21 protein-coding genes are annotated in these 21,927 nt (G+C 65.1%); 15 read left to right on the plus strand and 6 right to left on the minus strand.

Translation table 11 applies throughout. The features are described from left to right. Nucleotides 1-36: 36 nt before the first annotated feature. Together U5798_RS00805 and U5798_RS00810 are read right to left on the minus strand one after the other, a co-directional pair. On the minus strand, nucleotides 37-609 hold the full coding sequence (locus U5798_RS00805) for a hypothetical protein (RefSeq protein ID WP_322080863.1): 573 nt from the start codon (nucleotides 607-609) through the stop codon (nucleotides 37-39). Nucleotides 610-685: 76 nt separating this feature from the next. Further along, nucleotides 686-1,360: an HAD family hydrolase gene (locus tag U5798_RS00810; RefSeq protein WP_322080864.1), complete on the minus strand. Its 675-nt coding sequence runs from the start codon at nucleotides 1,358-1,360 to the stop codon at nucleotides 686-688. Nucleotides 1,361-1,571: 211 nt separating this feature from the next. Here U5798_RS00810 and U5798_RS00815 point away from each other — a divergent pair, with 211 nt between their 5' ends. Then, nucleotides 1,572-2,774: a sugar transporter gene (locus tag U5798_RS00815; protein ID WP_322080865.1), complete on the plus strand. Its 1,203-nt coding sequence runs from the start codon at nucleotides 1,572-1,574 to the stop codon at nucleotides 2,772-2,774. A gap of 28 nt (nucleotides 2,775-2,802) precedes the next feature. On the opposite strand, the gene U5798_RS00820 is transcribed toward U5798_RS00815, so the two are convergent. Beyond that, a complete protein-coding gene (locus tag U5798_RS00820) occupies nucleotides 2,803-3,579 on the minus strand; it encodes a glucose 1-dehydrogenase (RefSeq protein WP_322080866.1) in 777 nt (258 codons plus the stop codon). Between the two features lie 147 nt (nucleotides 3,580-3,726). Between U5798_RS00820 and U5798_RS00825 the strand changes: the two genes are divergently transcribed. From U5798_RS00825 to U5798_RS00890, 14 genes are all read left to right on the plus strand, one after another. Then, a complete protein-coding gene (locus U5798_RS00825; RefSeq protein ID WP_322080867.1) occupies nucleotides 3,727-4,629 on the plus strand; it encodes a LysR family transcriptional regulator in 903 nt (300 codons plus the stop codon). 94 nt (nucleotides 4,630-4,723) lie between these two features. Beyond that, nucleotides 4,724-5,158, plus strand: a complete 435-nt coding sequence (locus tag U5798_RS00830; RefSeq protein WP_322080868.1) for a hypothetical protein — start codon at nucleotides 4,724-4,726, stop codon at nucleotides 5,156-5,158. Next, a complete protein-coding gene (locus U5798_RS00835; protein WP_322080869.1) occupies nucleotides 5,155-5,424 on the plus strand; it encodes a hypothetical protein in 270 nt (89 codons plus the stop codon). The genes U5798_RS00830 and U5798_RS00835 overlap by 4 nt, the downstream gene beginning before the upstream one ends. Before the next feature lie 5 nt (nucleotides 5,425-5,429). Beyond that, nucleotides 5,430-6,377 carry a DUF4880 domain-containing protein gene (locus U5798_RS00840; RefSeq protein ID WP_322080870.1) on the plus strand — a complete coding sequence of 316 codons (948 nt, stop codon included), beginning with the start codon at nucleotides 5,430-5,432 and terminating at the stop codon, nucleotides 6,375-6,377. A gap of 137 nt (nucleotides 6,378-6,514) precedes the next feature. Then, nucleotides 6,515-6,979 carry an Lrp/AsnC family transcriptional regulator gene (locus tag U5798_RS00845; RefSeq protein WP_322080871.1) on the plus strand — a complete coding sequence of 155 codons (465 nt, stop codon included), beginning with the start codon at nucleotides 6,515-6,517 and terminating at the stop codon, nucleotides 6,977-6,979. A 295-nt stretch (nucleotides 6,980-7,274) separates the two neighbouring features. Continuing rightward, on the plus strand, nucleotides 7,275-9,668 hold the full coding sequence (locus U5798_RS00850) for a TonB-dependent siderophore receptor (protein WP_415859479.1): 2,394 nt from the start codon (nucleotides 7,275-7,277) through the stop codon (nucleotides 9,666-9,668). Nucleotides 9,669-9,765: 97 nt separating this feature from the next. Beyond that, nucleotides 9,766-10,446 (plus strand): TonB family protein, encoded by a 681-nt coding sequence (locus U5798_RS00855; RefSeq protein ID WP_322080872.1) that lies wholly within the window; start codon nucleotides 9,766-9,768, stop codon nucleotides 10,444-10,446. A 23-nt stretch (nucleotides 10,447-10,469) separates the two neighbouring features. Continuing rightward, nucleotides 10,470-11,210, plus strand: coding sequence for a MotA/TolQ/ExbB proton channel family protein (locus tag U5798_RS00860; RefSeq protein WP_322080873.1), 741 nt, complete (start codon nucleotides 10,470-10,472; stop codon nucleotides 11,208-11,210). 10 nt (nucleotides 11,211-11,220) lie between these two features. Continuing rightward, on the plus strand, nucleotides 11,221-11,643 hold the full coding sequence (locus U5798_RS00865) for a biopolymer transporter ExbD (RefSeq protein WP_322080874.1): 423 nt from the start codon (nucleotides 11,221-11,223) through the stop codon (nucleotides 11,641-11,643). Between the two features lie 65 nt (nucleotides 11,644-11,708). Continuing rightward, on the plus strand, nucleotides 11,709-13,442 hold the full coding sequence (locus U5798_RS00870; protein WP_322080875.1) for an ABC transporter ATP-binding protein/permease: 1,734 nt from the start codon (nucleotides 11,709-11,711) through the stop codon (nucleotides 13,440-13,442). A 78-nt stretch (nucleotides 13,443-13,520) separates the two neighbouring features. Next, on the plus strand, nucleotides 13,521-14,741 hold the full coding sequence (trxA, locus tag U5798_RS00875) for a thioredoxin (RefSeq protein WP_322080876.1): 1,221 nt from the start codon (nucleotides 13,521-13,523) through the stop codon (nucleotides 14,739-14,741). Nucleotides 14,742-14,965: 224 nt separating this feature from the next. Then, nucleotides 14,966-16,324 (plus strand): TldD/PmbA family protein, encoded by a 1,359-nt coding sequence (locus U5798_RS00880; RefSeq protein ID WP_322080877.1) that lies wholly within the window; start codon nucleotides 14,966-14,968, stop codon nucleotides 16,322-16,324. Nucleotides 16,325-16,373: 49 nt separating this feature from the next. Then, entirely contained in the window at nucleotides 16,374-17,861 is a 1,488-nt protein-coding gene (gene tldD / locus U5798_RS00885) for a metalloprotease TldD (protein ID WP_322080878.1), read from the plus strand. 7 nt (nucleotides 17,862-17,868) lie between these two features. Further along, complete coding sequence (locus U5798_RS00890) at nucleotides 17,869-18,321, plus strand: Fis family transcriptional regulator (RefSeq protein WP_311766457.1); 453 nt, start codon at nucleotides 17,869-17,871, stop codon at nucleotides 18,319-18,321. 77 nt (nucleotides 18,322-18,398) lie between these two features. Here the strand turns inward: U5798_RS00890 and U5798_RS00895 are convergent, their stop codons facing one another. From U5798_RS00895 to U5798_RS00905, 3 genes are all read right to left on the minus strand, one after another. Then, nucleotides 18,399-18,950 carry a sigma-70 family RNA polymerase sigma factor gene (locus U5798_RS00895; protein WP_322080879.1) on the minus strand — a complete coding sequence of 184 codons (552 nt, stop codon included), beginning with the start codon at nucleotides 18,948-18,950 and terminating at the stop codon, nucleotides 18,399-18,401. A gap of 513 nt (nucleotides 18,951-19,463) precedes the next feature. Continuing rightward, on the minus strand, nucleotides 19,464-20,633 hold the full coding sequence (locus U5798_RS00900) for a helix-turn-helix domain-containing protein (RefSeq protein ID WP_322080880.1): 1,170 nt from the start codon (nucleotides 20,631-20,633) through the stop codon (nucleotides 19,464-19,466). A 165-nt stretch (nucleotides 20,634-20,798) separates the two neighbouring features. Beyond that, nucleotides 20,799-21,926: an NAD(P)-dependent alcohol dehydrogenase gene (locus U5798_RS00905; protein ID WP_124452550.1), complete on the minus strand. Its 1,128-nt coding sequence runs from the start codon at nucleotides 21,924-21,926 to the stop codon at nucleotides 20,799-20,801. Nucleotide 21,927: the final 1 nt, after the last annotated feature.

Consider the following 21,927-nt stretch of genomic DNA (forward strand, 5'->3'; position numbering starts at 1 on the left):
AGAACGACGTGGAGCGTGACGATCGCATGCTGCTCGTCATGAAAATAACGCGATCAGTCGTTGCAGCAAAGGTACTCGCGCCGTCCACCCGTCCATCCTGGAAGGCGGCATGGCGATGAAGCGCAACGGAGACGACTTCGATTGGTCGTAGTAGAAAATATTGTCGTCGCCGTATTCTAGTTCCCGAGGGGCTGCATCGTTAATCGTGCGCACCGCGAAATACCGCTCAGCCAGCACATCTCCTGCCGGTCCTATCACTTGGAGCCGAATTTCGTCGCCGTCGCCAAACGAGCGACGTGCCCCACACAGCTCGATTTTGTATTTCTCGCCACCGAACTCTTTCGTTCCTCCGTTAAGAGCCTGAGTAAAGCTTTCGCAGCCCTCGTACGATTTTCGCAACGTAAGAAACGGAATCGCCAGCGCCAAAACGAGCGCGATCACGATTAAATTTTTTCTGGTGACCTGCATATTTCGCCCAGGCTTAATTCGACAGCTGAACGGCGGCTGCGCTATCGGAGGGAGGTGCGCGTAGTGCCCGATGCCGCCGCGCAGAGCGCCACGATGTACTTCGCTTGGGCGCGCACCTTTCACGTCGAGCTTGTCGCCCACGCAAGCTGCCGGACCGTTGTGTGCTGCACGGCCCGTCGTGTAGACCCGTTGTCGCCGTCGACAGGCCGGCCGGCACCTACGGCCGCGCCGCAATCTCGTCCAGATGCCACAGCAGGTCCGCCGGATCGTCATACACGCGCAGCGCGCCGGCCCGTTCCAGTTCGTCGCTGCCATACCCGCCCGACAGCAGCCCGACGCCGAGTGCGCGGCAGCGGGCCGCGGCGAGCATGTCCCAGATGCTGTCGCCGACCACCACCGTGTGTTCGATCGGCACGTTCAACTGAGCGGCCGCGGTCAGGAACAGGTCGGGGTCCGGCTTCGCATACTTCACCTGGTCGCGCGTGACGACGACCTGCTTCGCCGGATCGACGCCAAGCGCTTCCAGATTGATCGCCGCGGTTTCCATCCGCCCGCTGGTCGCGATGGCCCAGCGAATGCCGGCATTCGTCAGCGCGGCCAGCAACTCGCGTGCACCGGGCAGCGGCCGCACCTGCGCGCGCAGCCGCTGGTAGGCGGCCGCATGCAGCCGCGCGAGCCGCTCGACGCGCTCCGCGTCGATGTCGCCGGCCGTCTCGCGCAGCAGCTGATTCAGGAACAGGCCGCCGCTCATCCCGATCTTGCGGTGGATGCGCCACACCGACAGTTCAATGCCCTCGGCATCGAGCGCCTCCTTCCACGCGAGCACGTGCTGATAGACGCTGTCGACGAGCGTGCCGTCGAGATCGAACAGAAATGACGTTTCAATGCGCATGTGAATCTCCTGGTCCGGTAGCGTTCGGGCAAATCGTCGGCAAGAACCCATTCGTTGCATTATCGGTGCGCGGCCGTGTCACCGCCATGTCCCGCGCCGCACATGCCGCACGCGCCGCGCCCGGCGGCAGCGTGTCGAACGGCGCTGGTACAATCGCGCCGATGCGCCGGGCGGGCCGCCCGCGCGCGCCCAACCTTCGTCGAATCCCCGTATGGCAACCCCCGACGCCGTCAGTTCCGAACAATCGTGGTGGGGCGTTCTGGCCCTTGCGCTCTCCGCCTTCATCTTCAACACCACCGAATTCGTACCCGTCGCGCTGTTGAGCGCGATCGGCGACAGCCTGCAGATGCAGCCGACCGCCGTCGGCCTGATGCTGACGATCTACGCGTGGGCCGTCGCGGTCGTCTCGTTGCCGCTGACCTTCGTCACGCGGCACGTCGAGCGCCGCAAGCTGTTGAGCGTGGCGCTGCTGGTGTTCATCGGCAGTCATGTCGTGACCGGCTTTGCGTGGAACTTCACCGTGCTGATGATCGGCCGGCTCGGCATCGCGTGCGCGCATGCGGTGTTCTGGTCGATTTCGATCCCGCTCGCGGTGCGGCTCGCGCCGAGCGACCGTAAAAGCCGTGCGCTCAGCCTGATCGCGATGGGCTCGGCGATCGCGATGGTGGCCGGGATTCCGCTCGGCCGCGTGATCGGCGAGGCGTTCGGCTGGCGCGTCACGTTCCTGATCATCGCAGGCGCGGCGGGCGTCGCGCTGCTGTTGCTGCGCGCCACGCTGCCGTTGCTGCCGAGCCAGGGCGCCGGATCGCTGAGCAGCATCGGCGTATTTCTGCGCAAGCCCGCGCTGGTCGCGCTGTACGCGATCACCGTGCTGGTCGTGTCCGCGCACTTCACGTCGTACACGTACATCGAACCGTTCGTGCAGAGCATCAACCACGCGAGCAACAGCCGGATCACGTACGTGCTGATCCTGTTCGGCGTCGCCGGCCTGCCGGCCGCGGTCTGCTTCAATCGCGTCTATCCGCACCGGCCCGACGATTTCCTGCTGGCGTCGATCGTGGCGCTGTCAGGCTGCCTGCTGATCCTGTTCCCGTGCGCGCTGAACATCGTCACGCTGTCGGTGCATACGCTGGTGTGGGGCGGCGCGATCGTCTGTTTCGGGCTGGCGATGCAGGCGTGGGTGCTGAAGCTGGCGCCGGAGGCGACCGACCTGGCCGTGTCGATCTACTCCGGGCTGTACAACGTCGGGATCGGCGCCGGCGCGCTGCTCGGCAACCATATCGCGGGCGACTTCGGGCTGCCGTGGATCGGCACCTTCGGCGGCGTGGTCGCGATCTTCGCGGCCGGTGTCGCGTGGGCCGCGTTGCGGCTGCACGCGAAACGGGAAGCGGCGGTCGCGGCCCCCGCGCCTTGAAGCCGCTGCGCGGCTCGCGCCCCGTGGATCATGCCACCGAATAGCCGCCGTCGGCCACGAGTGCATGCCCCGACACGTAGCTTGAGTCGTCCGACGCGAGGAATGCGACGATCGTCGCCATTTCCTCGGCGGAACCCCACCGTCCTGCCGGTGTCGACGCGGCGAACGCCTGTTGCGCGTCGTCCGACGGCCAGATGCCGCGGTGATGGAACGGCGTTTCGATCAGGCCGGGGCACAGCGCGTTGACGCGGACGCCGCGCTTGAACCATTCGATCGACGCCGTCTTCGTCATCCCGATCACCGCGTGCTTGCTCGCGATATAGACCGACGCGTTCTCGAAGCCGATCAGGCCGCCCATCGACGCGTTGTTGATGATGCTGCCCGACCCCTGGCGCAGCATGATTTCGGCCGCGAACTTCATCGAGTTGAAGACGCCGCGCACGTTCGGCTCGAACACCTTGTCGAAACTTTCCGCGTTCTGCTCGAGCAGCGGCGCGAACACGCCTTCCGTGCCGGCATTGTTGAACGCGATGTCGAGGCGGCCGTAAGTCGATACCGCGAAGTCGAAGAGCTTGCGCAGATCGTCTTCGTTAGCGACGTCCGCCGCGAATGCGCGGGCTTCGCCGCCGGCCGTCGCGATCTCGTCGACCAGTCGATCGAGTTCCGTCTTGCGCCGGGCGCTGACGACGACCTTCGCGCCGCGTCGCGCGAGTTCGATCGCCGATGCGCGGCCGATGCCGGAACTGGCGCCCGTCACCACGGCGATGCGGCCTTCGAGTTGGGCAGGTTGAGTGCTTGCGTTCATGATGCGTTTCTCCAGAGTGGTTGACCGTCCACGTCAATGCGACGTCTGGTGCCCATTGTGGGCGCTCGATCGTCGCAATAAAATGGAACAATTACGCATTCAGAATTCCTGATTCAGGAATGAAGTGCGCAGTTTCCGGGGTTCGCCATGCTCAACCGACTCGATCTCCTCAAGATCTTTGCCGCGGCTGCCGCGGCCCCCACGTTCCGCGAGGCGGCGGCGCGTCTTGGCGTATCGCCGCAGGTCGTGACGCGCGCGGTGCGCGAGCTGGAGGAGATGCTCGGCGAAACGCTGTTTCACCGGACGACCCGCAGCATCCGGATTACCGCATTCGGCCAGTCGTTCGCGCGTGACGCGCAGGCGGCGCTTTCCGCCGTCGACGGGCTGTTCGGGCCCGCGGCCGGCCAAGTCGACGAGCCGGTCGGCATCGTCAGGATCACCGCGCCGTCAGGCATGGGGCGGCATTACGTGCAGCCGATCCTCACCGGCCTCATGCAGCAGTATCCGGGGCTCGTGCCCGATCTGCGGCTGTCCGACGTGCCGTCGCCGGTGGTTGACGAGCAGATCGACATCGGCGTGCGCGTCGGCGCGATCGGCGACAACCGCTTCGTCGCGCGCATGATCGGGCCGCTGCCGATGTGGGTCGTGGGCGCGCCGTCGCTGATCGAGCGGCTGGGCGAGCCGAAAAACCGCAAGGCACTCGAAGCGATGCCGGTGACGTGCCTGATCGACCGCGCGAGCGGCCGCGCATGGCCGTGGATCTTTCGGGGGGAGCAACACTTCGTTCCGTCGTCGCCGGCCTATCTGACGGACGACACCGAGGTGGAGATCGAGGCCGTGTGTGCCGGAGCAGGATTCGGCCAGTGCTCGGAGTACCTGGTCCGGCCGTATGTCCGGAAGGGGCGGCTGGTGCGCCTGTTGCCGAGTCTCGAACCCGAGCCGTGGAAGCTGCACGTCTATCGGCCGCGGCGCGGCCCGATGCCCCGGCGTATCCGGGTGGTGTACGACGAACTGGTGGCGAAGCTCGCGGAGGCGACGTGGCGGGAGTAGGGGGGCGCTGCCGTGCCGTCGACCGGCACATTGCGGCATCATCATGGTGCCGATGCACCTGCGTTCGGCGCCCGATAGCCGACTGGAGATTTGCATGCCGATAGCCCGGATTGAAACGCGCGACGCAATGGGCGACCCCGACGTGGTCTATCTCAACCCGGAGTACGTGCTGTGGATGTCGCAGCCGACCGCCGCGCAACGGCGGCCGGGCGGCACGGCCATCCGCGTGGACGACCGCGTGAAGGGCGGCGTGCTGCTGATGGCCGACCATCCGCCGGCCGCGCAACTGCTGCAGGAACTTGGCCCGTTCGTGACGGCGACGCTCGCGAATCCGTCGTCCGACTATCCGGACGGTCTCGTGCATATTCGTGCGCATGCGATCGTCAAGATCGCGACCGACGACCACGACAAGCCGCTGGCCGAGCGCACTCGGGGCTGGGTCCATGTCCAGGACGGTACGGCTTTCAAGGTCGACGATTACGCCGGCGTGGCCGCGCAATGGCAGACGTCGGTCGGGGCAGCATCGTGAACCTTTCCGTGGCTGACATCACGCCGGACGAACGCAGGCTGTTCGACGACCTCGCGGCCAGTCTGGAAGCGCGGGGCCCGATCCTCGACGCGAGGACCGCCGTGCTGCCCGCGATCACGCAGCCGATCCGCGCATTTCACCGTATCGTGCGTTGCGATGCGCTCGGTGCGGCATGCTATGCTCCGCGCGAAACCCGTGTTCGGGAACGGGCGGCTCGGCCACGGGCCGCGTTTGCGCGGCACGGCCGTTCGCCCTCGATTGATTGACGCTCATGAACGGTAACTCCACGCTCGATCCGGTGGCGCAAGAAGCGATTGACTGGGAAGTGAGGTTGCGCTCCGGCGAGATTTCGCAGGAGGAGCGCGACGCATTCCTGGCGTGGCGGCGCGCGGATCCGGCCCACGAAGAAGCGTGGGCGCGGCTGCAGCAGCGGCTCGGCAGGCTGGGGCCGTTGCAGGGCGCGTCGAGTGCGGCGGTGCGGCGGGCGCTCGATGAGCCGTCGCATCACCGCAGACGATTGCTGAAAGCCGGCGCGGGCCTGGGAGGCATCGTGCTCGCCGGGATCGGCACGCGGCAGCTCATTTCGGCGTTTTCGCTCGACGCGGACTACCACAATGGCGATGTGGTCCCGCAAAGGGTCCAGTTCGACGGCAACGTGTCGGTCACGGCCGGCGCGGCCACGCGGGTATATACGAATGCGCGTGGCCAAGCCGACCTCTATCTGGCCGCCGGCCAGGTTGCAACCGATCCGAATCGCGCGGGGTACCAGCCTGTCGTCGTGACCACTCGCGACGGCATGGTCCGCACCGAGCAGGCGCGCGTAAGCGTGGACGTTCTGCGCCGGCACACCGTCGTGGCCGTGCAAGGCGGCGACGCGGTCCTTGCGGTGCCTCACGGGCGCCGTTTGCGCGTACCCGACGGATCGGCGTGGTCCCTGTCGGGCGGGCAGATCGCACGCATGCCCGAAACGTCGGCCGACATCTTCTCCTGGACACGCGGCACGCTGGTCGTGCTCGACCGCGCGGTGCCGGACGTAATCGAAACGCTGGGCCGTTACTTTGGCGGCTATATCCGTTTTCCGGAGGCCGCGCTGTCGCGCCGCGTGAGCGGCGTCTTTCCGCTCGACGACGCGCCGGCCGCGCTCCGGCAACTGGCCGAGAGCCTCGGGTTTTCCCTGAATCTCTACGGCAACATGCTCGCCGTCGCCACACAAGCCTGAAACCGCAGGCTGCCTGTCCAGTCCTCCCTCCGGATTTTTTTCGATTTGCGGTGTCACTTTTCGCCGCTCGTTGCACAAGGTAATCAAGAGCGCATCAAAACGCTCGACATCGACCCGTGCACTCGAGTGGAGGAAGTGTGTTCGACCCTATCGACAAGGCCATATTGTCCGTGCTGCAGCAGGACAGCACGCTCTCGGTGGCCGAGATCGCCGACCGCGTGAATCTTTCGACTACACCCTGCTGGCGGCGCATTCAGAAGCTCGAGCAGGACGGGGTGATCGCGCGTCGCGTGGCGCTTCTGGATGCGAAGAAGCTCAACGTGGGCGTGACCGTTCTGGTGGAAATCAAGACCGCCGAGCATACCGCCGCATGGCTGCGACGTTTCTGTGACGTCGTGGCGGCGATCCCCGAGGTGGTGGAAGTCCATCGCATGAGCGGGCACATCGACTACATGCTCAAGGTGGTGGTGCCGCATATCGATGCCTACGACAGCGTATACAGGCGTCTGATCGGCGCGGTCGACATCTTCGACGTCAGCTCCAGCTTCGCGATGGAGACCATTAAGCAGACCACCGTATTACCGCTCGATTACATGCTCTGAGCGCACGGGCCGAGCAGTTTATCGGCAGGGACGGAGAAGGACGGAATTTCACCGGCGCGGCGGAAACCGCGGAATGGAATTCCAAAACGGGTGGCACAAGTGAATTGTTTCAAAAAAACATTCCAAGCCCGGACGATAGACTTGTTTCATCGATGACGCACTCGGGCAAGAAGCTGACCGAAGCCCGATTTGAAGCATGACGGTACTTTGCGACACGACGATGACGCGGTTACGCGTAGGAATACTGATAGAACGGACGAAGAGCCAAAACATTCGACAAGGGAGCGGTTCAAAAGTGAAGCTCAACATCAGAACGCGCCGGGCCATCTCGAGCCAGGCATCAGGGGTTGCCATCGCGGTCGCCGTTGCACAGGTTTTCATGGCGGCGTCGGCGCATGCACAACAGGCTGCCCAGCAGTCATGGCATCTCGCGAGCGGTCCGCTGGACCGTACGCTGGTCGAAATCGCCCAGGCGGCCAACGTGAGGTTGGGCTACGACGCGGGCCTCGTGCAATCGTTGAAATCGTCGCCCGTGGAGGGCAGCTACACCGCCGAGGCCGCGATTCGACAAGCGCTCCGAGGCACCGGCCTCGACCTCGTCGCGACGGGCAGCGGTGGTCTGACCATTCAGAAGGCGGTTGCGAAGCCGGCGGCGGCGGCGCCCGTTGCGGCGTCGGCGGCAGCCACGGCGACCTCCGTGGGGCCTGTCGATACCACGCTTCCGCTCATCAGCGTGGCGGCCAGCCGGGACTCCGGCGGCACCGGCTTCGTCGCGGAATCGTCGTCCACCTATGCACGATCGGATGTGCCGCTGAGCGAGACGCCGAAATCTGTCAGCGTCATCAACGCGGCGGTGATCCAGAGCCAGGCCGCTCAGTCGCTCTCCGATGTGCTGAGGAATGCTTCCGGTGTCGTCACGCGGCCTGGGCCGCTTGGCGTGCCGCAGTACATGATTCGCGGGTTTGCAGCGGAAAATCTGACTTCGGACGGGCTCGCGACTGTCGGATCCGCGCCCAACGTCACACCGACGATCGCGATCTCGAGCGTGGAGGTGATCAAGGGACCGTCGGCGATCGTGAACGGCAACAGCCCGCCGGGGGGCGTGATCAATATCGTCAAGAAGATGCCGCAGGCCGACCCGTTTCACGAAATCAAGCTGGGCTACGGCATGTTCGGTGACACACAGATCGCGCTGGACACCACGGGCGCGATCACCGACGACAAGAAACTCCGGTATCGCTTCATCGTCTCAGGGGAGCGGGCTGGTCAGAATGCCATGGGATATGACGGCCAGAGAAATTTCTACTTCGCGCCGACCCTGCAATGGAAGGATTCGACCACGGATCTGACGGTCGGCTATGAGCGGACGGTTGATCGCCAACCGGTTCCGCAGTTCACGGTCGGCTACGCCGCGGGTGACATCTACCGAAACTATATCGACCGCCCGCTCGGCTCACCGTCCGACCACTTCGGCGCTCAAACCGACAATATTTTCTTTCACCTTGAACAAAAGCTCGGCAAGGCGCTGACCTGGGTGAGCAAGGGGTCCTATACGCGTACCCAGCAAACGCAGCAGGCTTGGGCGACGGCGACGCCGCTCTCGGCAACCAACCGCGCGGCATTCTTCAACTTCGATTCTATTTCGGATTACTACAGTTGGAGTTTCCAGAATTACCTGCGAGCCAAGTTCGATATCGGCGGTGTGAAGAATACCGTGATAGCAGGTTGGGATCTCAGTCGTTACAACCAGTATCAGGCTGACACCACGACCTCGAAATTCATTTTCGTTCCGAACGTTTTCGGCCCCCCTTCGTTGCCGTCGTCCGACACGGGTAACGTAGCGCCGACGTTCGCAAGTCACTTCGTGCAAACGGGGTTGTACCTTCAAGATCAGTTTTCCTACAGGAACCTCCATGCGCTCGTTTCAGTGCGGCGGGACACCTACCTGACGAATACGATGGGCGGTGACGGATCACCGGGAAACCATCAGAACGCGTATAGCCCAAGCCTCGGCCTGCTCTATGAACTGACCTCCGAGGTTTCTGCTTATGCCAGCTACAACCGCGGCTTTCAGCCTGGCACGGCGACTCAATTCGGCGGCGGCATCCTTCCTCCGCAGATCAGCCAGCAAGTCGAAGTGGGCATGAAGTTCAACCTCCTGGACGACAAGCTGGCCATCACGACCTCGGCATACCGCACCTCGTTCAGCAACTACAACATCTCCGATCCGCTTCATCGCGGTTTCTATCTTCCAGCGGGCGGCGCTGTCAGCCGCGGATTCGAAGCTGAGATCAACGGCCAGCCGCTGCCCGGCGTCAACCTGGTGGGTACCTATACGTACAACGACTTCGTGCAGCCCTCGGCCGCCAAGATCGCGGCAAACCTGCCCAGGAACAGCGCCAGCCTGTGGGCGACCTACAACTTCCGGAGTGAAAAGCTCCAGGGCTTCGGGGTGGGTGCTGGGCTGTTCTACGCAAGTGGACAGTATGTCGGGTCGGGATCGGCGTATCGCATTCCCAGCCAGGTGGAGACGGACCTCGGTGTGTTCTATCGGAAGAAGGGGTACGGCCTGAATCTTTCGGTCAAGAACGTGTTCAACCGCAAGCTCTATTACAGCAGCACGACGCCCTCCCTGATCCCGATGGGACCGGAGCGGACAGTCATGCTGACCGGCACCTATGACTTCTGATTCCTTGCCTACACGGCCCTGGGACGACATCGCCGTGCGTGAAAACCCGGGCCAGCCACCCTATGCGCTCACACGCCGCGTCGCGTGTGCCGCGGGTGTGCTGCTCGCCCATGCGCTGGGACTGTACGTTGCAGTCCATCAAAGCGCGGTGACGCTCAGGCTCGAGGCAGGGCGTCCGGCGGGCGGCACGGTGCAGGTGCAACTGGTCGCCGCGCCCGCGCCGAGGCCCGCGCCAACCCCGCCTGCGCCGCCCAAGCCGCGCACCGAGCCGCCGAAACCCGTGTCGCCGGCGAAGCCGGAAAAGGCGCACGTGCTGGCGTCGCGCGCGCCGAGCCCGCGCACGGTGGAAGCGGCGCCCCAGGAGACGCCGAAACCCGCCGAAACGCGGCCGGTCGCGCCGGTGCCCGCACCGCATCCCGCACCTGAAGCAGCGCCGGCCCAACCTGTCGCGCAACCCGCGCCGGGGCCGAACCTGCTGGACGCGCCGAAGCAAATCAGCGCGGGCGAGTTGAAGCAGTTGGGATGCCAGATGCCGCGACCCGACTACCCGGCGAAAGCGCGGCGGCTGCAACAGGAAGGAACCGTGATCGTGCATCTGAGCATCGGCACCGACGGCGCGGTGACGTCCGCGCGGGTGACGCAGAGCAGCGGTTCGCCGCTGCTCGACGCGGCCGCCGTCGCGGCGATCCGTGCCGGCCGCTGTCACCCCTATGAGACCGCGGGCATCGCGCGCTCGGTCGAAGCTACTCAACCCATCGCATTCAACCTGAACGACTGAACCCGCACCAACCGGAGCAACACATGGAACAGTATGGCATCGCCAACGTCTGGCAACAGGGCGACTTCGTCACCCGCTTCATCTTCGTTTTCCTGATCGGCATGTCCGTCGTCTCATGGTTCGTGATACTGACGAAAGGATTCGAAAATCGGCGCCTCGAATCGCTCGGCAAGCGTGCGCAAACGGGTTTCTGGTCCAGCTCGTCGATCAGCGAGGGCATCGAGGCGCTGGGCGAGGGTGGCGACAATCCCTATCGTGCGCTGGTGCTTGCCGGGCGCGAAGCGAATGAGCAGCACTCGGGTAATGAACCGTCGATGCAGGGCAGCCTGAGCGCGAGCGAATGGGTGGCGCGCGGGCTGCGCAACGCATTCGACGACGAAGTCGCGCGCCTGCAGAACGGCCTGGCCGTGCTGGGCTCGATCGGCAGCACGGCGCCGTTCGTGGGGCTGTTCGGTACCGTCTGGGGCATCTATCACGCACTCATGGCGATCGGCATGTCGGGGCAGGCCAGCCTCGATCACGTTGCCGGCCCGGTGGGAGAGTCGCTCGTGATGACCGCAATCGGGCTGTTCGTCGCCATTCCGGCGGTGCTCGGCTTCAACTACGTGAACCGCGGCAACAAGCGCGTGAGCCATCGGCTGAACCGCTTTGCGCACGAGCTGCACGTGTATTTCGTCACGGGTGCGAAGGCCCGCGCCGACGCCAGCCGGCCGGTCGGCGCACCTGTCGCGAGCAAGCGCGCGACGCCCAACCTGGCCGCCTAAGGAGCCCGTCATGTCAATGATTACCGATGGCGGCGGCGACGAAGGCGTCATGAACGACATCAACATGACGCCGCTGATCGACGTCATGCTGGTGTTGCTGATCATCTTCATTGTGACGCTGCCCGTCATCAACAAGGCAGTGAAGGTCGATCTTCCGCAGGCGGCGGCGCAGCCGGCCGTCTCGAAGACGCAGGACATCGACCTGTCGATCACGGCTGACAAGACGGTGCTGTGGAACAAGCAGCCGGTCGACGAGGATGCATTGAAGGCGCGCGTGGTCGAGGCCGCGGCGAAGGGCGAGCCGCCCGCGGTCAACATCAACGCGGATCAGCACGTCGAGTATGGCAAGGTCGCGACCATTCTCGCGGCGCTGCAGGGCGGGGGTCTCAACAAGATCAACTTCGTGATGCAACCGCCCGAGGCGCACCAATGACGGTGAACGGCGCTTTCCCCGTTGACCGCGCGGAAGACGCGCAAGCGCGCCGCCGTTTTCCGTCGGTGTGGCGCCTGCTGCTGCCGTACTGGCGTACGCGCGAAGGCGTGTTCTCGCTGATGTTGCTGCTTGCCGTAATCGGTTCGAGCTGGGCCGTTACGTACGTGATGCTGTGGAACAACAGCTGGACCGGCACGTTTTACGATGCGATCGGCGCTTCTCGTTTCAAGGTGCTGCCGGAGATGCTCGTGCGTTTCCTCCTTGTGGCGATGGCCGGGGCGGTCGTGCAGATTACCGGAGTGGTGCTGCAGGAGATCGTGCAGATCCGCTGGCGCCGGTGGCTCACGACATGGCTCGCCGAAAAATGGCTCGCGCGCAGCAACTACTATCGGATCGAACGCGACCGGGAACTGGAGAACGTCGACCAGCGTATCGCGGAGGACGTGAAGCTGTTCGTCAACGACACGCTGCTTCTGGGGCTCGGATTTCTTTCGGTACCGGTCAGCGTCGTGTCGTTCAGCATCGTGCTGTGGCGCATGGGCGGCCCGTTGCAGATGAATGTCGGCGGATCGTCGTACGCTTTGCACGGCTATCTGGTGTTCGCCGCATTTGCCTACACGAGCGTCATTTTTGCTGCGACGCATTATCTGGGCCGCCGGCTCATTACGCTGACGGCCAGGCAGCATCGTCTCGAGGGCGATTTTCGCGTGCTCATGGTGGGCGTGCGTGAATTCGCGGAGCAGATCGCGTTCTTTCAGGGGCAAACGGCCGAGCATGGTCGCCTGCAGACATCGTTTCGTTTCGTGGTATCGAATCTCTACGCGACGCTGTGGGTGAATACGCGCCTGTCGTTCTTTACCAATATTGTCGGTCAGGTGAGCTCGGTCATTCCGACCTTGCTGGTGCTGCCGCAGCTGCTGTCGGGTGGGTTGACGCTCGGCGGGCTGATGAAATCGAACGGTGCATTTCATTCCGTCACGGGGTCGCTGGCATTCTTTCCGCAAGCCTATCCGGGATTTACGTCGTGGCGTGCGGAGGCCAACCGTTTGCGCGAATTCCTGCACGTAAGCGAGCTTGAGCCGCAGCAGGAAATCGTGCTTCACGAAGGCCGTACCGGAGCGGTTGCCGCGAGCGGGCTCGTCTTGCGCGACGCGTCCGGCGGCACGCTGTCGCATGTGCCCGACTTCGTGCTCGAAGCCGGCCAACGGTGCCTCGTGCGCGGTCGCTCGGGGTGCGGGAAAAGCACGTTGCTGCGCGCGCTGGCGGGCATGTGGCCCTATGGCGAAGGCACGATCGCGCGTCCGGCGGCCGGTACGTTCTTCTTGCCGCAACGCAGCTATATCCCGCCGGGTTCGCTGAAAGCGGCCGTGACCTATCCGCGCGACGCGTCGGCGTACCCGGACAGCGAATGCGAGGCGCTGCTGCACGCGTGCGGATTGTCGGCCTATGCCTCCCAGCTCCATGTCGAGGACCGCTGGAGCACACGGCTGTCCGGTGGCGAGCAACAGCGCGTGGCGTTTGCGCGCGTGCTGCTCGCCAAACCTTCCACGGTGTTCCTCGACGAATGCACGTCCGCACTCGATAGCCAGAGCGAGAAGGAACTTTACGGTTTGCTAATTGAGCGTTTGCCCCAGGCCACGGTCGTCAGCGTCGCGCATCGCAAGGAACTGTTGGCGTTTCACGACACGACGCTCGATTTTCCCGCACCGGCGGCGCCGGAAGCACGACGGGACGCGGCCGACGAAGCAAAGGGTACACACACCGGCAGCGGCGCATACGCGGGAACGCAGCTGTGCTGAGCACCACGATCCCAACCGACGCCGTGCATTTGAACACTGTGCGGCGCGCCAACAAGTGAAACAGGACAAGGTCGATCCATGAGCAATCTGAAAGCAGTGACGCTGGAAACAATCGAAGCCGACGTGATCAACAACCCGCTGCCCGTACTGGTCGACTTCTGGGCGCCCTGGTGCGGTCCGTGCAAGGCGCTCGCGCCTACGCTGTCGAAATTGGGCGAGCAGTTTCAAGGTAACGTGGCGTTCGTGAAGATCGACGTGGACGAGAATGCAGGCGTGCGCGAACGGTTCGGTGTTCGCGGTATTCCGACGCTGATCCTGCTGCGCGGCGGCAAGGAGCTTGGCCGCGTGGTCGGCAATCGCTCCGCCACGCAATTGGCAGGCTTCATCGACAATCACCTCGGCTCCGTGACGCCGTTGCCGGCGGCGATCGCCGTTGCACCGAACGCATTCGACGGCAACGCCCAGCTCAAGGCGGAGCGCCTTGCCGCGTTACGCGCATGGGTGGATCGCAAGCGGGCCGCGCCTTCGGAAGCTATGTGGGACGGCGAAATCGGCAGCGCCATTCAGTTCGTCTGCAACACCGCGGACGTGGACGATTGCGCGAGGATGCTGGGTATCCCGGCCAACGTGCTGGCCGTGGTGGAATCGCTGTCGAGCTATCGCAGCACCCATGTGAACGGTGCGGAGTTCATCGCGCACTGGCTGGACGCCGTTCCGGTGGGTGCGAATCTCTCGCGGCTGCCGCAAATGCTGGTCACGGATCTGCTGTCCGGCGGCGAGATGTCTGAGTTGATCGGCGACGATGCAGCGTTGCTATCGATTCGCGACCGGCTTATCGCGCAGCATGATCCGGCGCGGGCGGCAGGGCCGCTCGACTCGGAACTGGCCGCGATCAAGCAGGCGCTCGCGAAGGCCGACACCACCCCGGCCGGCGCCGCGCACGCGTTGGCGACACGGCTCCTCGTGCTGGTCGCCCAGCCGCTGGGCGACGCCGCGATCGTTACCGATTTCATATTCGGCCTTGCGGGCGCGCATTGGGAGTTGTTGCGCGCGGCCTGCAACTGGACGAGCGATGACGACCGACGCTTCATGCAGCTCGCGGAAGAAACGTCGAATCGCGCGGTGCAGCGCGGCGAAGAGGCTTCGCAAGACGACAAGACTCTCGAGCGAATTGAGCTGGTGGATTCCGAACTCATTGCACGGTTTCGGTCTCACTACGGCGAGGGCACGCAGACCATGAAAGAGGTCGGCACGCGCATCGGCGATCGTTTGATCGCGATCACGCAGCGCTGCGCGTAAGTCATCTGAGAAAAAGCGCGCGTCGAACGTAAATTCCGGATACGCCGGCGTGCGCGCAAAACGATTCCACGAATCCGCGAGACGGTGATTTCTTTCGTAAAAAAATTCCGATCGCGCTCGATAGACTATTTCCAATATGCTCCCGCTCGACATGACGCGAAAACGTCTCGCCAGATGAGCGGACTCATTGGGCACACGGCATTCCAACACTCGGAGTAATTTTCATGCATGACGGCGGTACGCAGTGGCGCGACGTGAAATCCAGCCTGGAGGCGGCGGCCGAATGTGCACTCGATCTCGCACGACGCGCAGGGGCCGACGGCGTCCGTGTGGAGGTCGATCATGTCGAATCGCGGACAGCCACCGTGCGCAACCGGATGCCGACCGAACGGAGCCTTCGACTGTCTTCATCTGTCTCGCTCGCGGTCTATCGCAATGGCCGACGCGGCGCGACGACCTCGTCCGATTTGTCCGCCGACGGCCTCGCCGGTGCGGTGGCGGCCGCCATCGACATCGCGTCGGTCACGGACGTCGATGCTGCTGCCGGCCTGGCCCCGGCGGACTTGCTCGCCACGGACTTCATCGATCTGGACTTGTATCATCTGCTCGATCTGTCGCTCGACGACATGCTCGACGACGCCCATCGCGCGGAAGAGGCCGCATTTTCCACGAGCCCCGCCATCGTGACGACCAACGGCGCCAGCGTCGGGACTTCCGCGGGGTTGTCGCTGCTCGCGACCAGCGAGGGGTTCGGGCACAGCGTGCCGTGGTCCGCGCATTTCGTGTCGTGCATGCCCGTCGCCGCAGGCAGCGGCGAGAAGCAAATGGGATTCTGGAGCGACGGCGCGCGCGCCTATGCCGATCTCGACGCACCCGCACGGATCGGCACGCAAGCCGCGACGCGCGCGCTCGCGCTGCTGGGCGGCACGCAGATTGAAACGCAGCGTTGCCCCGTGTTGTTCGAGCCGATGGCCGCGATGTCGCTGCTCGGCGAGTTCGTCAACGCGGCATCCGGCGATGCGCTTTATCGGGCGGGCTCGTATCTGACCGGTCGTCTCGACACCCGCATCTTTGCCGATCACATTCAGGTATACGAAGATCCGTTCGTCCCGAGAGGGATGGCGAGTCGCTGCTTCGACTCGGACGGTGTTGCCGTGTCCCGGCGATCGGTCGTCGACGCGGGCGTGTTGCGCGGCTATTTTCTTGGCTTGTACGCGGCCCGCCGTCTCGGCATGGCGCCGACCGGCAACGGCTGGGGCCCGCACAACCTCGAAGTGCGTAGCGCGAAAACCGCCGACTCGGACGGGGTCGACGCGATGCTGGAAAGGCTCGATCGCGGCCTGTTCGTCACCGAGATGGCAGGCGGCGGCGTAAATCGGCTGACCGGCGATTTCTCGCGTGCCGCGAAGGGGTTTTGGGTGGAGAACGGCCAGATCCGCTTTCCGGTCACCGGCATCACGATCGCGTCGAATCTGAATGCGATATTTTCCGGCCTGCTCGCCGTGGGGGCCGACACCGTGACCAGAGGAAGCTTCCGCACGGGTTCGTGGCTGATCGATGAAATGAGAATCGGCGGCAGCTGACGCGCGCGATGCGCGGCCATCCTTTCCTGTCACATACCGGTACGACACCATGCTGGACACGCACGAAACCCTGACTGACACCCGCGGCCCCTCGCTCGACGACATGGGGCGAGCGGCGTATGCCGGGCTGCTCGATAAACACGGCATCGACGAAACGCATTTGTTCGCCGCGCTGAATAGCGCGCTCGGGCAGTCCGGCGACTTCGCCGACATCTATCTGAAGGAGTCGATCGCCGAATCGTGGTCACTAGAAGGCGGCGCCGTGCGGGGCGGGGCCTGGCAGTGCGATTCGGGATTCGGCATTCGCGTGCTGAACGGCGAGGAGACGACGTTCGCAAGTTCGCAACGAATCGGGGCGGACGCGTTGCGCACGATCGCGCGGCAGATTCGTTCGGGACCGGAGGTTCTTTCCCGCGCAACGCCTCGCCGCGAACCAGCCGGCTCCGCGGCGGCGCGATCGATCTATCTTCCGCGCGCCTCGCTTAGCGCGATCGACGCGGAGCGGAAACTCGCGCTGCTCAAGCGCGTCGACGAATTGGCGCGTTCGAAGGATCGGCGCGTGGTCGAGGTCAACGCCATGCTCGCCGCGACGCACGAGACGGTGTGGATCGCGCGTTGCGACGGGCTCGGCGTCGGCGACGTGCGACCCATGCTGCGGTTGGCGATCAACGTTCGGGTCAAATCGGGCGACCGGGTTGAAAGCGCGAGCGGCGGGATCGGCGGCCGCTACGGGCTCGCTTCGTGGTCGGACGACGACCTCCGCGCGCTGGTGTACGACCGCGTCGAAGCCGCGCTGACGAAACTGGATGCACGACCCGCGCCGGCGGGAACGATGACCGTCGTCGTCGGGCCGGGCTGGAACGGCGTGCTGTTGCACGAAGCCGTGGGCCATGGTCTCGAGGCCGACGGCATACGGCGCAAGACCTCGGTGTTCGCGGGCCGCGTCGGCGAGCGCGTGGCGGCGCGTAACGTCACCATCGTCGACGACGGCACGCTCGAAGGCCGCCGCGGCTCGCTCAATGTCGACGACGAGGGCTGTCCGACGCAACGCACGGTGTTGATCGAGGACGGCGTGTTGCGCGGCTGCATGCAGGACTCGCTCAACGCGCGCCTGATGAACATGCGGCCGACGGGCAATGGCCGCCGCGAGGGCTACGCGGTGTTGCCGATGCCGCGCATGACCAACACGTTCATGCTCAACGGCGATCGCGAGCACGAGGAGATCATTGCGTCGGTGAAGCGCGGGATATACGTGGCGGGGCTTGAGGGCGGGCAGGTCGACATCACGAGCGGGCAGTTCGTGTTCGAGGCCTCGGAAGCATTCCTGATCGAAAACGGCAAGCTCTGCGCACCCGTGAAAGGCGCGACGATCACCGGCAACGGGCTGGAAACGATCCAGAAAATCAGCATGGTCGGCAACAACCTCGAACTCGACACGGGCCGCGCCGTGTGCGGCAAGGCCGGCCAGTCGGTGCCCGTGAGCGTGGGGCAGCCTACCGTTCGCGTGGACGACATGACGGTCGGCGGCACGGCATGACGAATGCGTGCGGACGGATGGCGAGCCGAAGATGAGAGGGTGGACGCAGCGTCTCGACCAGTCGAGGGTCCGGTCGCGGGCGGACAAGACGGAACTTCTGCCTTTGCCGAAAGCCATTCGCGACGCGCTTTCGCTGGAGTATCACCTTCAGCTCGAAGCGCTGCGCGCCGGGGCCGGCTCGCTGACCGCGCTGCGCATCCTGCTGCGCGTGGCGATGGCCGCGGCGATGCTGCGCGAACTCGGCTACGGTGGGCGACACCTGCATGCGGCCGACGAATACGAGCGTATCGCCGGCTATGCCTATGAATCGGGCGAGGAAGGCCGCTACGGATTCGATCCGGCCGCCTTTCGGGTGTTCGCGGCGCTCGTGACGGATCATGACTCGCAACTCGAGACAGCGCCCGTCCGGGTGATCGACATCGTCGCACGGCAACTGGAGCGACCCGGTGCGGCGCAGTGAAAGCGGCACGTTCGTGACCACGAACGGCAGGGAAGAAGGTCAGCCGGCAGCCGAGCGCCGACGCGGGTGCAGCCGGCTCATGTCATCAGATAGCACTGAGTCAACGCCTGCGCGATATATTTCCGCACCATGCTTACCGACACGCCGAGCCGCTCGGCGATTTCGGCGTGCGTGAGGCCGTCTATCTGACTCATCACGAAGGCGCTTTTCGCGTTGGGTGACAGGCCGTTCAACGCCTGATCCACGAGCAAGAGCGCCTGCGTCACTTCCGCGAGGCTTTCCGCCGACAGCGTGACTGCTTCTTCCCGATGGACGAGCGTTTCCAGGTACGCGCGCTCCAGGTCGCGGCGGCGCCACATCTCGTAGGTGAGGCGCTGTGCGATGACCGTGAGAAAGGCCCGCGCATCGCGCACCGCTGTCAGGTCCTGAACATCCGCCAGTTCGGCGAACGACGACGCCGCGAGATCCTCTGCGTCGGCCGGCGAGCCGACGCGTCTTTGCAGTTTCGACTTCAGCCATGCATAGCTTGCGCGGAATTCACTGGTCAGCCATGCCGCGCGCGAGCGCGTGCGTTCGTCGTCGACGTCGCATCTCGTGGGGGAGCCACTGATCGGTGAACTGTAATTCATGTGAGACTGATTCCTGGACGAGTGGCGTTAAGGCACGAAAGCTTGCACGAAAACAGCACATGAAGAAGCGCACTTTATTTGCGCCGCCACGCCTCTGGAAGTGACAACGACTCTGCGCAACGCCCAGGCTTGAGTATGCCATTACAAAAACCGCCGGACTCGAAGTGGTTTGAAACCAACGCGATATTTTGCACCGTCGAAGGACTGCGCCGGCATCGGACGATAAGTCTGACGAATTCGTGCACGATACGGATACCGCATCATCGAGGGAACCAAGGAATGGTCGAATCGTTATGAGGTGACGCGTTGAACGAGGGCGGCGAATTCGCAGCATCGTGACCTGTGCTGAAAATGCATTCCGCCAAGCGCCGCCGCCGCGAAAAACATCCTTCATATGAATGACTGGATGTGACTACACGAGACGATTGGAGTGGGACCCGATCAGGGGCAGCGCAAGCCCGTTAGCAACATGAACAGGCGCCATTGTCACGCGACCCGCTTCCTCCCGCAGCGTCAATGCGCCCCGTCGCGCCCGATCCCCGCCGCATCGCGCTGCCGCAGTTTCGCGTACAGCGTCGTGCGTGAAATGCCGAGTTGCCGCGCGGCCGCCGACACATTGCCGTCGTGTTCGTCGAGCGCCCGCCGGATCGCGTCGAGCGACTGTTCGTGCAGGCTCGCCTGTGGGCCGGCGGCCGGCACCGCATGGCACAAGTCGGCGGCTTCTTCGAGCACATCGGCGTGACGCGCCGTCGCCGCACGATCGAGCGGCGCACGCACGGTGCGCACCCATACGTGGCTACCATCGTCGCGCGCGATCCGCTGTGGCGTGCGGGCCGGTGTCAGCAAACGGCGCTGCTGCGCGGGCGTCGCGCCGGGAAACAGTTGCCGGAGATCGTACGGGGCCACAGGCCCGACGGCCGCGAGGTCGAGCATCTGGCGCGCCAGGCGGCTCACCGCGCGTACCCGGCCCGCTGCGTCGAGCGCGATGACGCCGGCGAGCGGCGTGCCGAGCCAGCGCGGATCGAATTGCACCTGCAGCAGATGGCAGTCGCGCAGCATCGCATAGAGCCGATGCTCGGCGGACAGCGACGCGTGCCGGAACGGCTCGCGCAGCTGCACGACGTTGCGCCTGCCGATGCCGGTGATATCGAGCGCGCCGATCACTTCGCCGTTGAAGCCCACCAGCGGCACCGCGAGGCAGAACACCCGCGACAGCTCGTCGAGATAGTGCTGCGCGCCCGCGACGACGGCTTCGGCGCCGTCGTGAATCACGCAGCTCGGCGCGGTCGTGCCGATGTTCGGTTCGACGATCCGGCGCCCGGCGACGATCGGCGTCAGCAGCGCGTCGTCGCATTGCGGGCTGCGGCGCGCATGGATGATCGTGCCGTGCGGATTGACGCACATGATCGTCCATTCGCTGCCGCCGAATGCCGCCCACAGCGGCTCGATCTCCTGCGCGACGCAGCGGTAGAGCCGCCGGTCCGCGCGCGATTCGTCGTGCTCGCGCTGCATTTCATAGCGGGCGGTTTGCCATGGCCGCAGCCCGGCGTCGCGCGAACGCAGCCACGAGCGCGCGACGCTGGCCGGCAACGCCGCTTCCGGGAGCGGCTCGCCCGCCGCGAAGCGGGCGCGGAGGCGGTCGAGGTCGACCGGCCGTGAAAGGGATTCGGGGGCTGTATTCACGCTGCGCTCCAGTTTGGGTCGAAGGGCCGGGCCGGACGTGCCGGCCTGGCGTGTCGCGCGAATGCGTAATATAGCCCGGTGCCCGAAGCAGGGTATTTTCACGAGAAGAGGCGCCGCCGCGCGCGGCCGATTTGCGTCGGCGTGCCGCCGCGGCGCCTTTTGCGTTCAATGCGGCAAACGCAGGATCGGCTTGAGCGTGATGCCTTTGCTGCTGTCCTCGGCGGCTTGGTTGATCTGCTCGAGCGGATAGAACTTCACCAGCCGGTCGAACGGGAACCGCCCTTGCAGGTACAGTTGCACGAGCTGCGGGATGAACGTCTGCGGCACGCTGTCGCCTTCGACGATGCCGCGGATCGTATGGCCGCCGAGCAGCAGGCTGTTGACGTCGAATTCGGCCTTGGTGCCGAGCTTCGGCGCGCCGACCACGCCCATCGTTCCGCGCGAGCCGAGCGCGTCGATCCCTTGCGACAGCACGGCCGGCAGCCCGGTCGACTCGAGCGCGAAGTCGACGCCGCCGCCGGTGATCTCACGGATCGCGTCGACGACGTCGACTTCCCGGCTGTTGATTGCATGCGTCGCGCCGAGCTCCAGCGCGAGCGCGAGCCGCGACGGCACGATGTCGACGGCGATGATCGTCGTCGCGCCGGCGATGCGCGCGGCCATCACGGCGCTCATGCCGACCGCGCCCGCGCCGAAGCTCGCGAAGCTGCTGCCGGTGCGCACCGCGAGCGAATTGATTACGGCGCCCGCGCCGGTCTGGATCCCGCAGCCGAGCGGGCCGAGCAGTTCGAGCGGCGCTTCCTTCGGCACCTTGATCGCGTTGTTCTCGCGTGCGAGCGCGTAGCTCGCGAACGACGACTGCGCGAAGAAATGATCGTTCAGCGGTTGTCCGGCTTCGTCCCGGATGGCCGTCTGCCCGTCGGCGTCGGCGCCGCCGAAATTCAGCGCGAAGAACTGCCGGCAGTACGCGCCGTGACCGCCCACGCACGACGCGCAGTGGCCGCACGCACCGTAGGTCAGCACGACGTGATCGCCGGCGGCGAGCGTCTTCACGTTCGGGCCGACTGCCTCGACCACGCCGGCGCCTTCGTGACCGAGCACGGCCGGCAGCGGCACCGGATAGTACTGGTCGCGCACGATCAGGTCGGTATGGCACAAGCCGGTCGCGACGACGCGCACCAGCACCTCGTCGCCGCGCGGCGCGCGGATGCGGGCCGCTTCGATCGAGAAGGGCGCGCCGGCGGCGCGCGCGACGGCGGCGGTGACGGCGCGCGTATCGTTTTCGGTGTACATG

The sequence above is a fragment of the Burkholderia sp. BCC1972 genome, from assembly GCF_905339605.1.
Classification (GTDB): domain Bacteria; phylum Pseudomonadota; class Gammaproteobacteria; order Burkholderiales; family Burkholderiaceae; genus Burkholderia.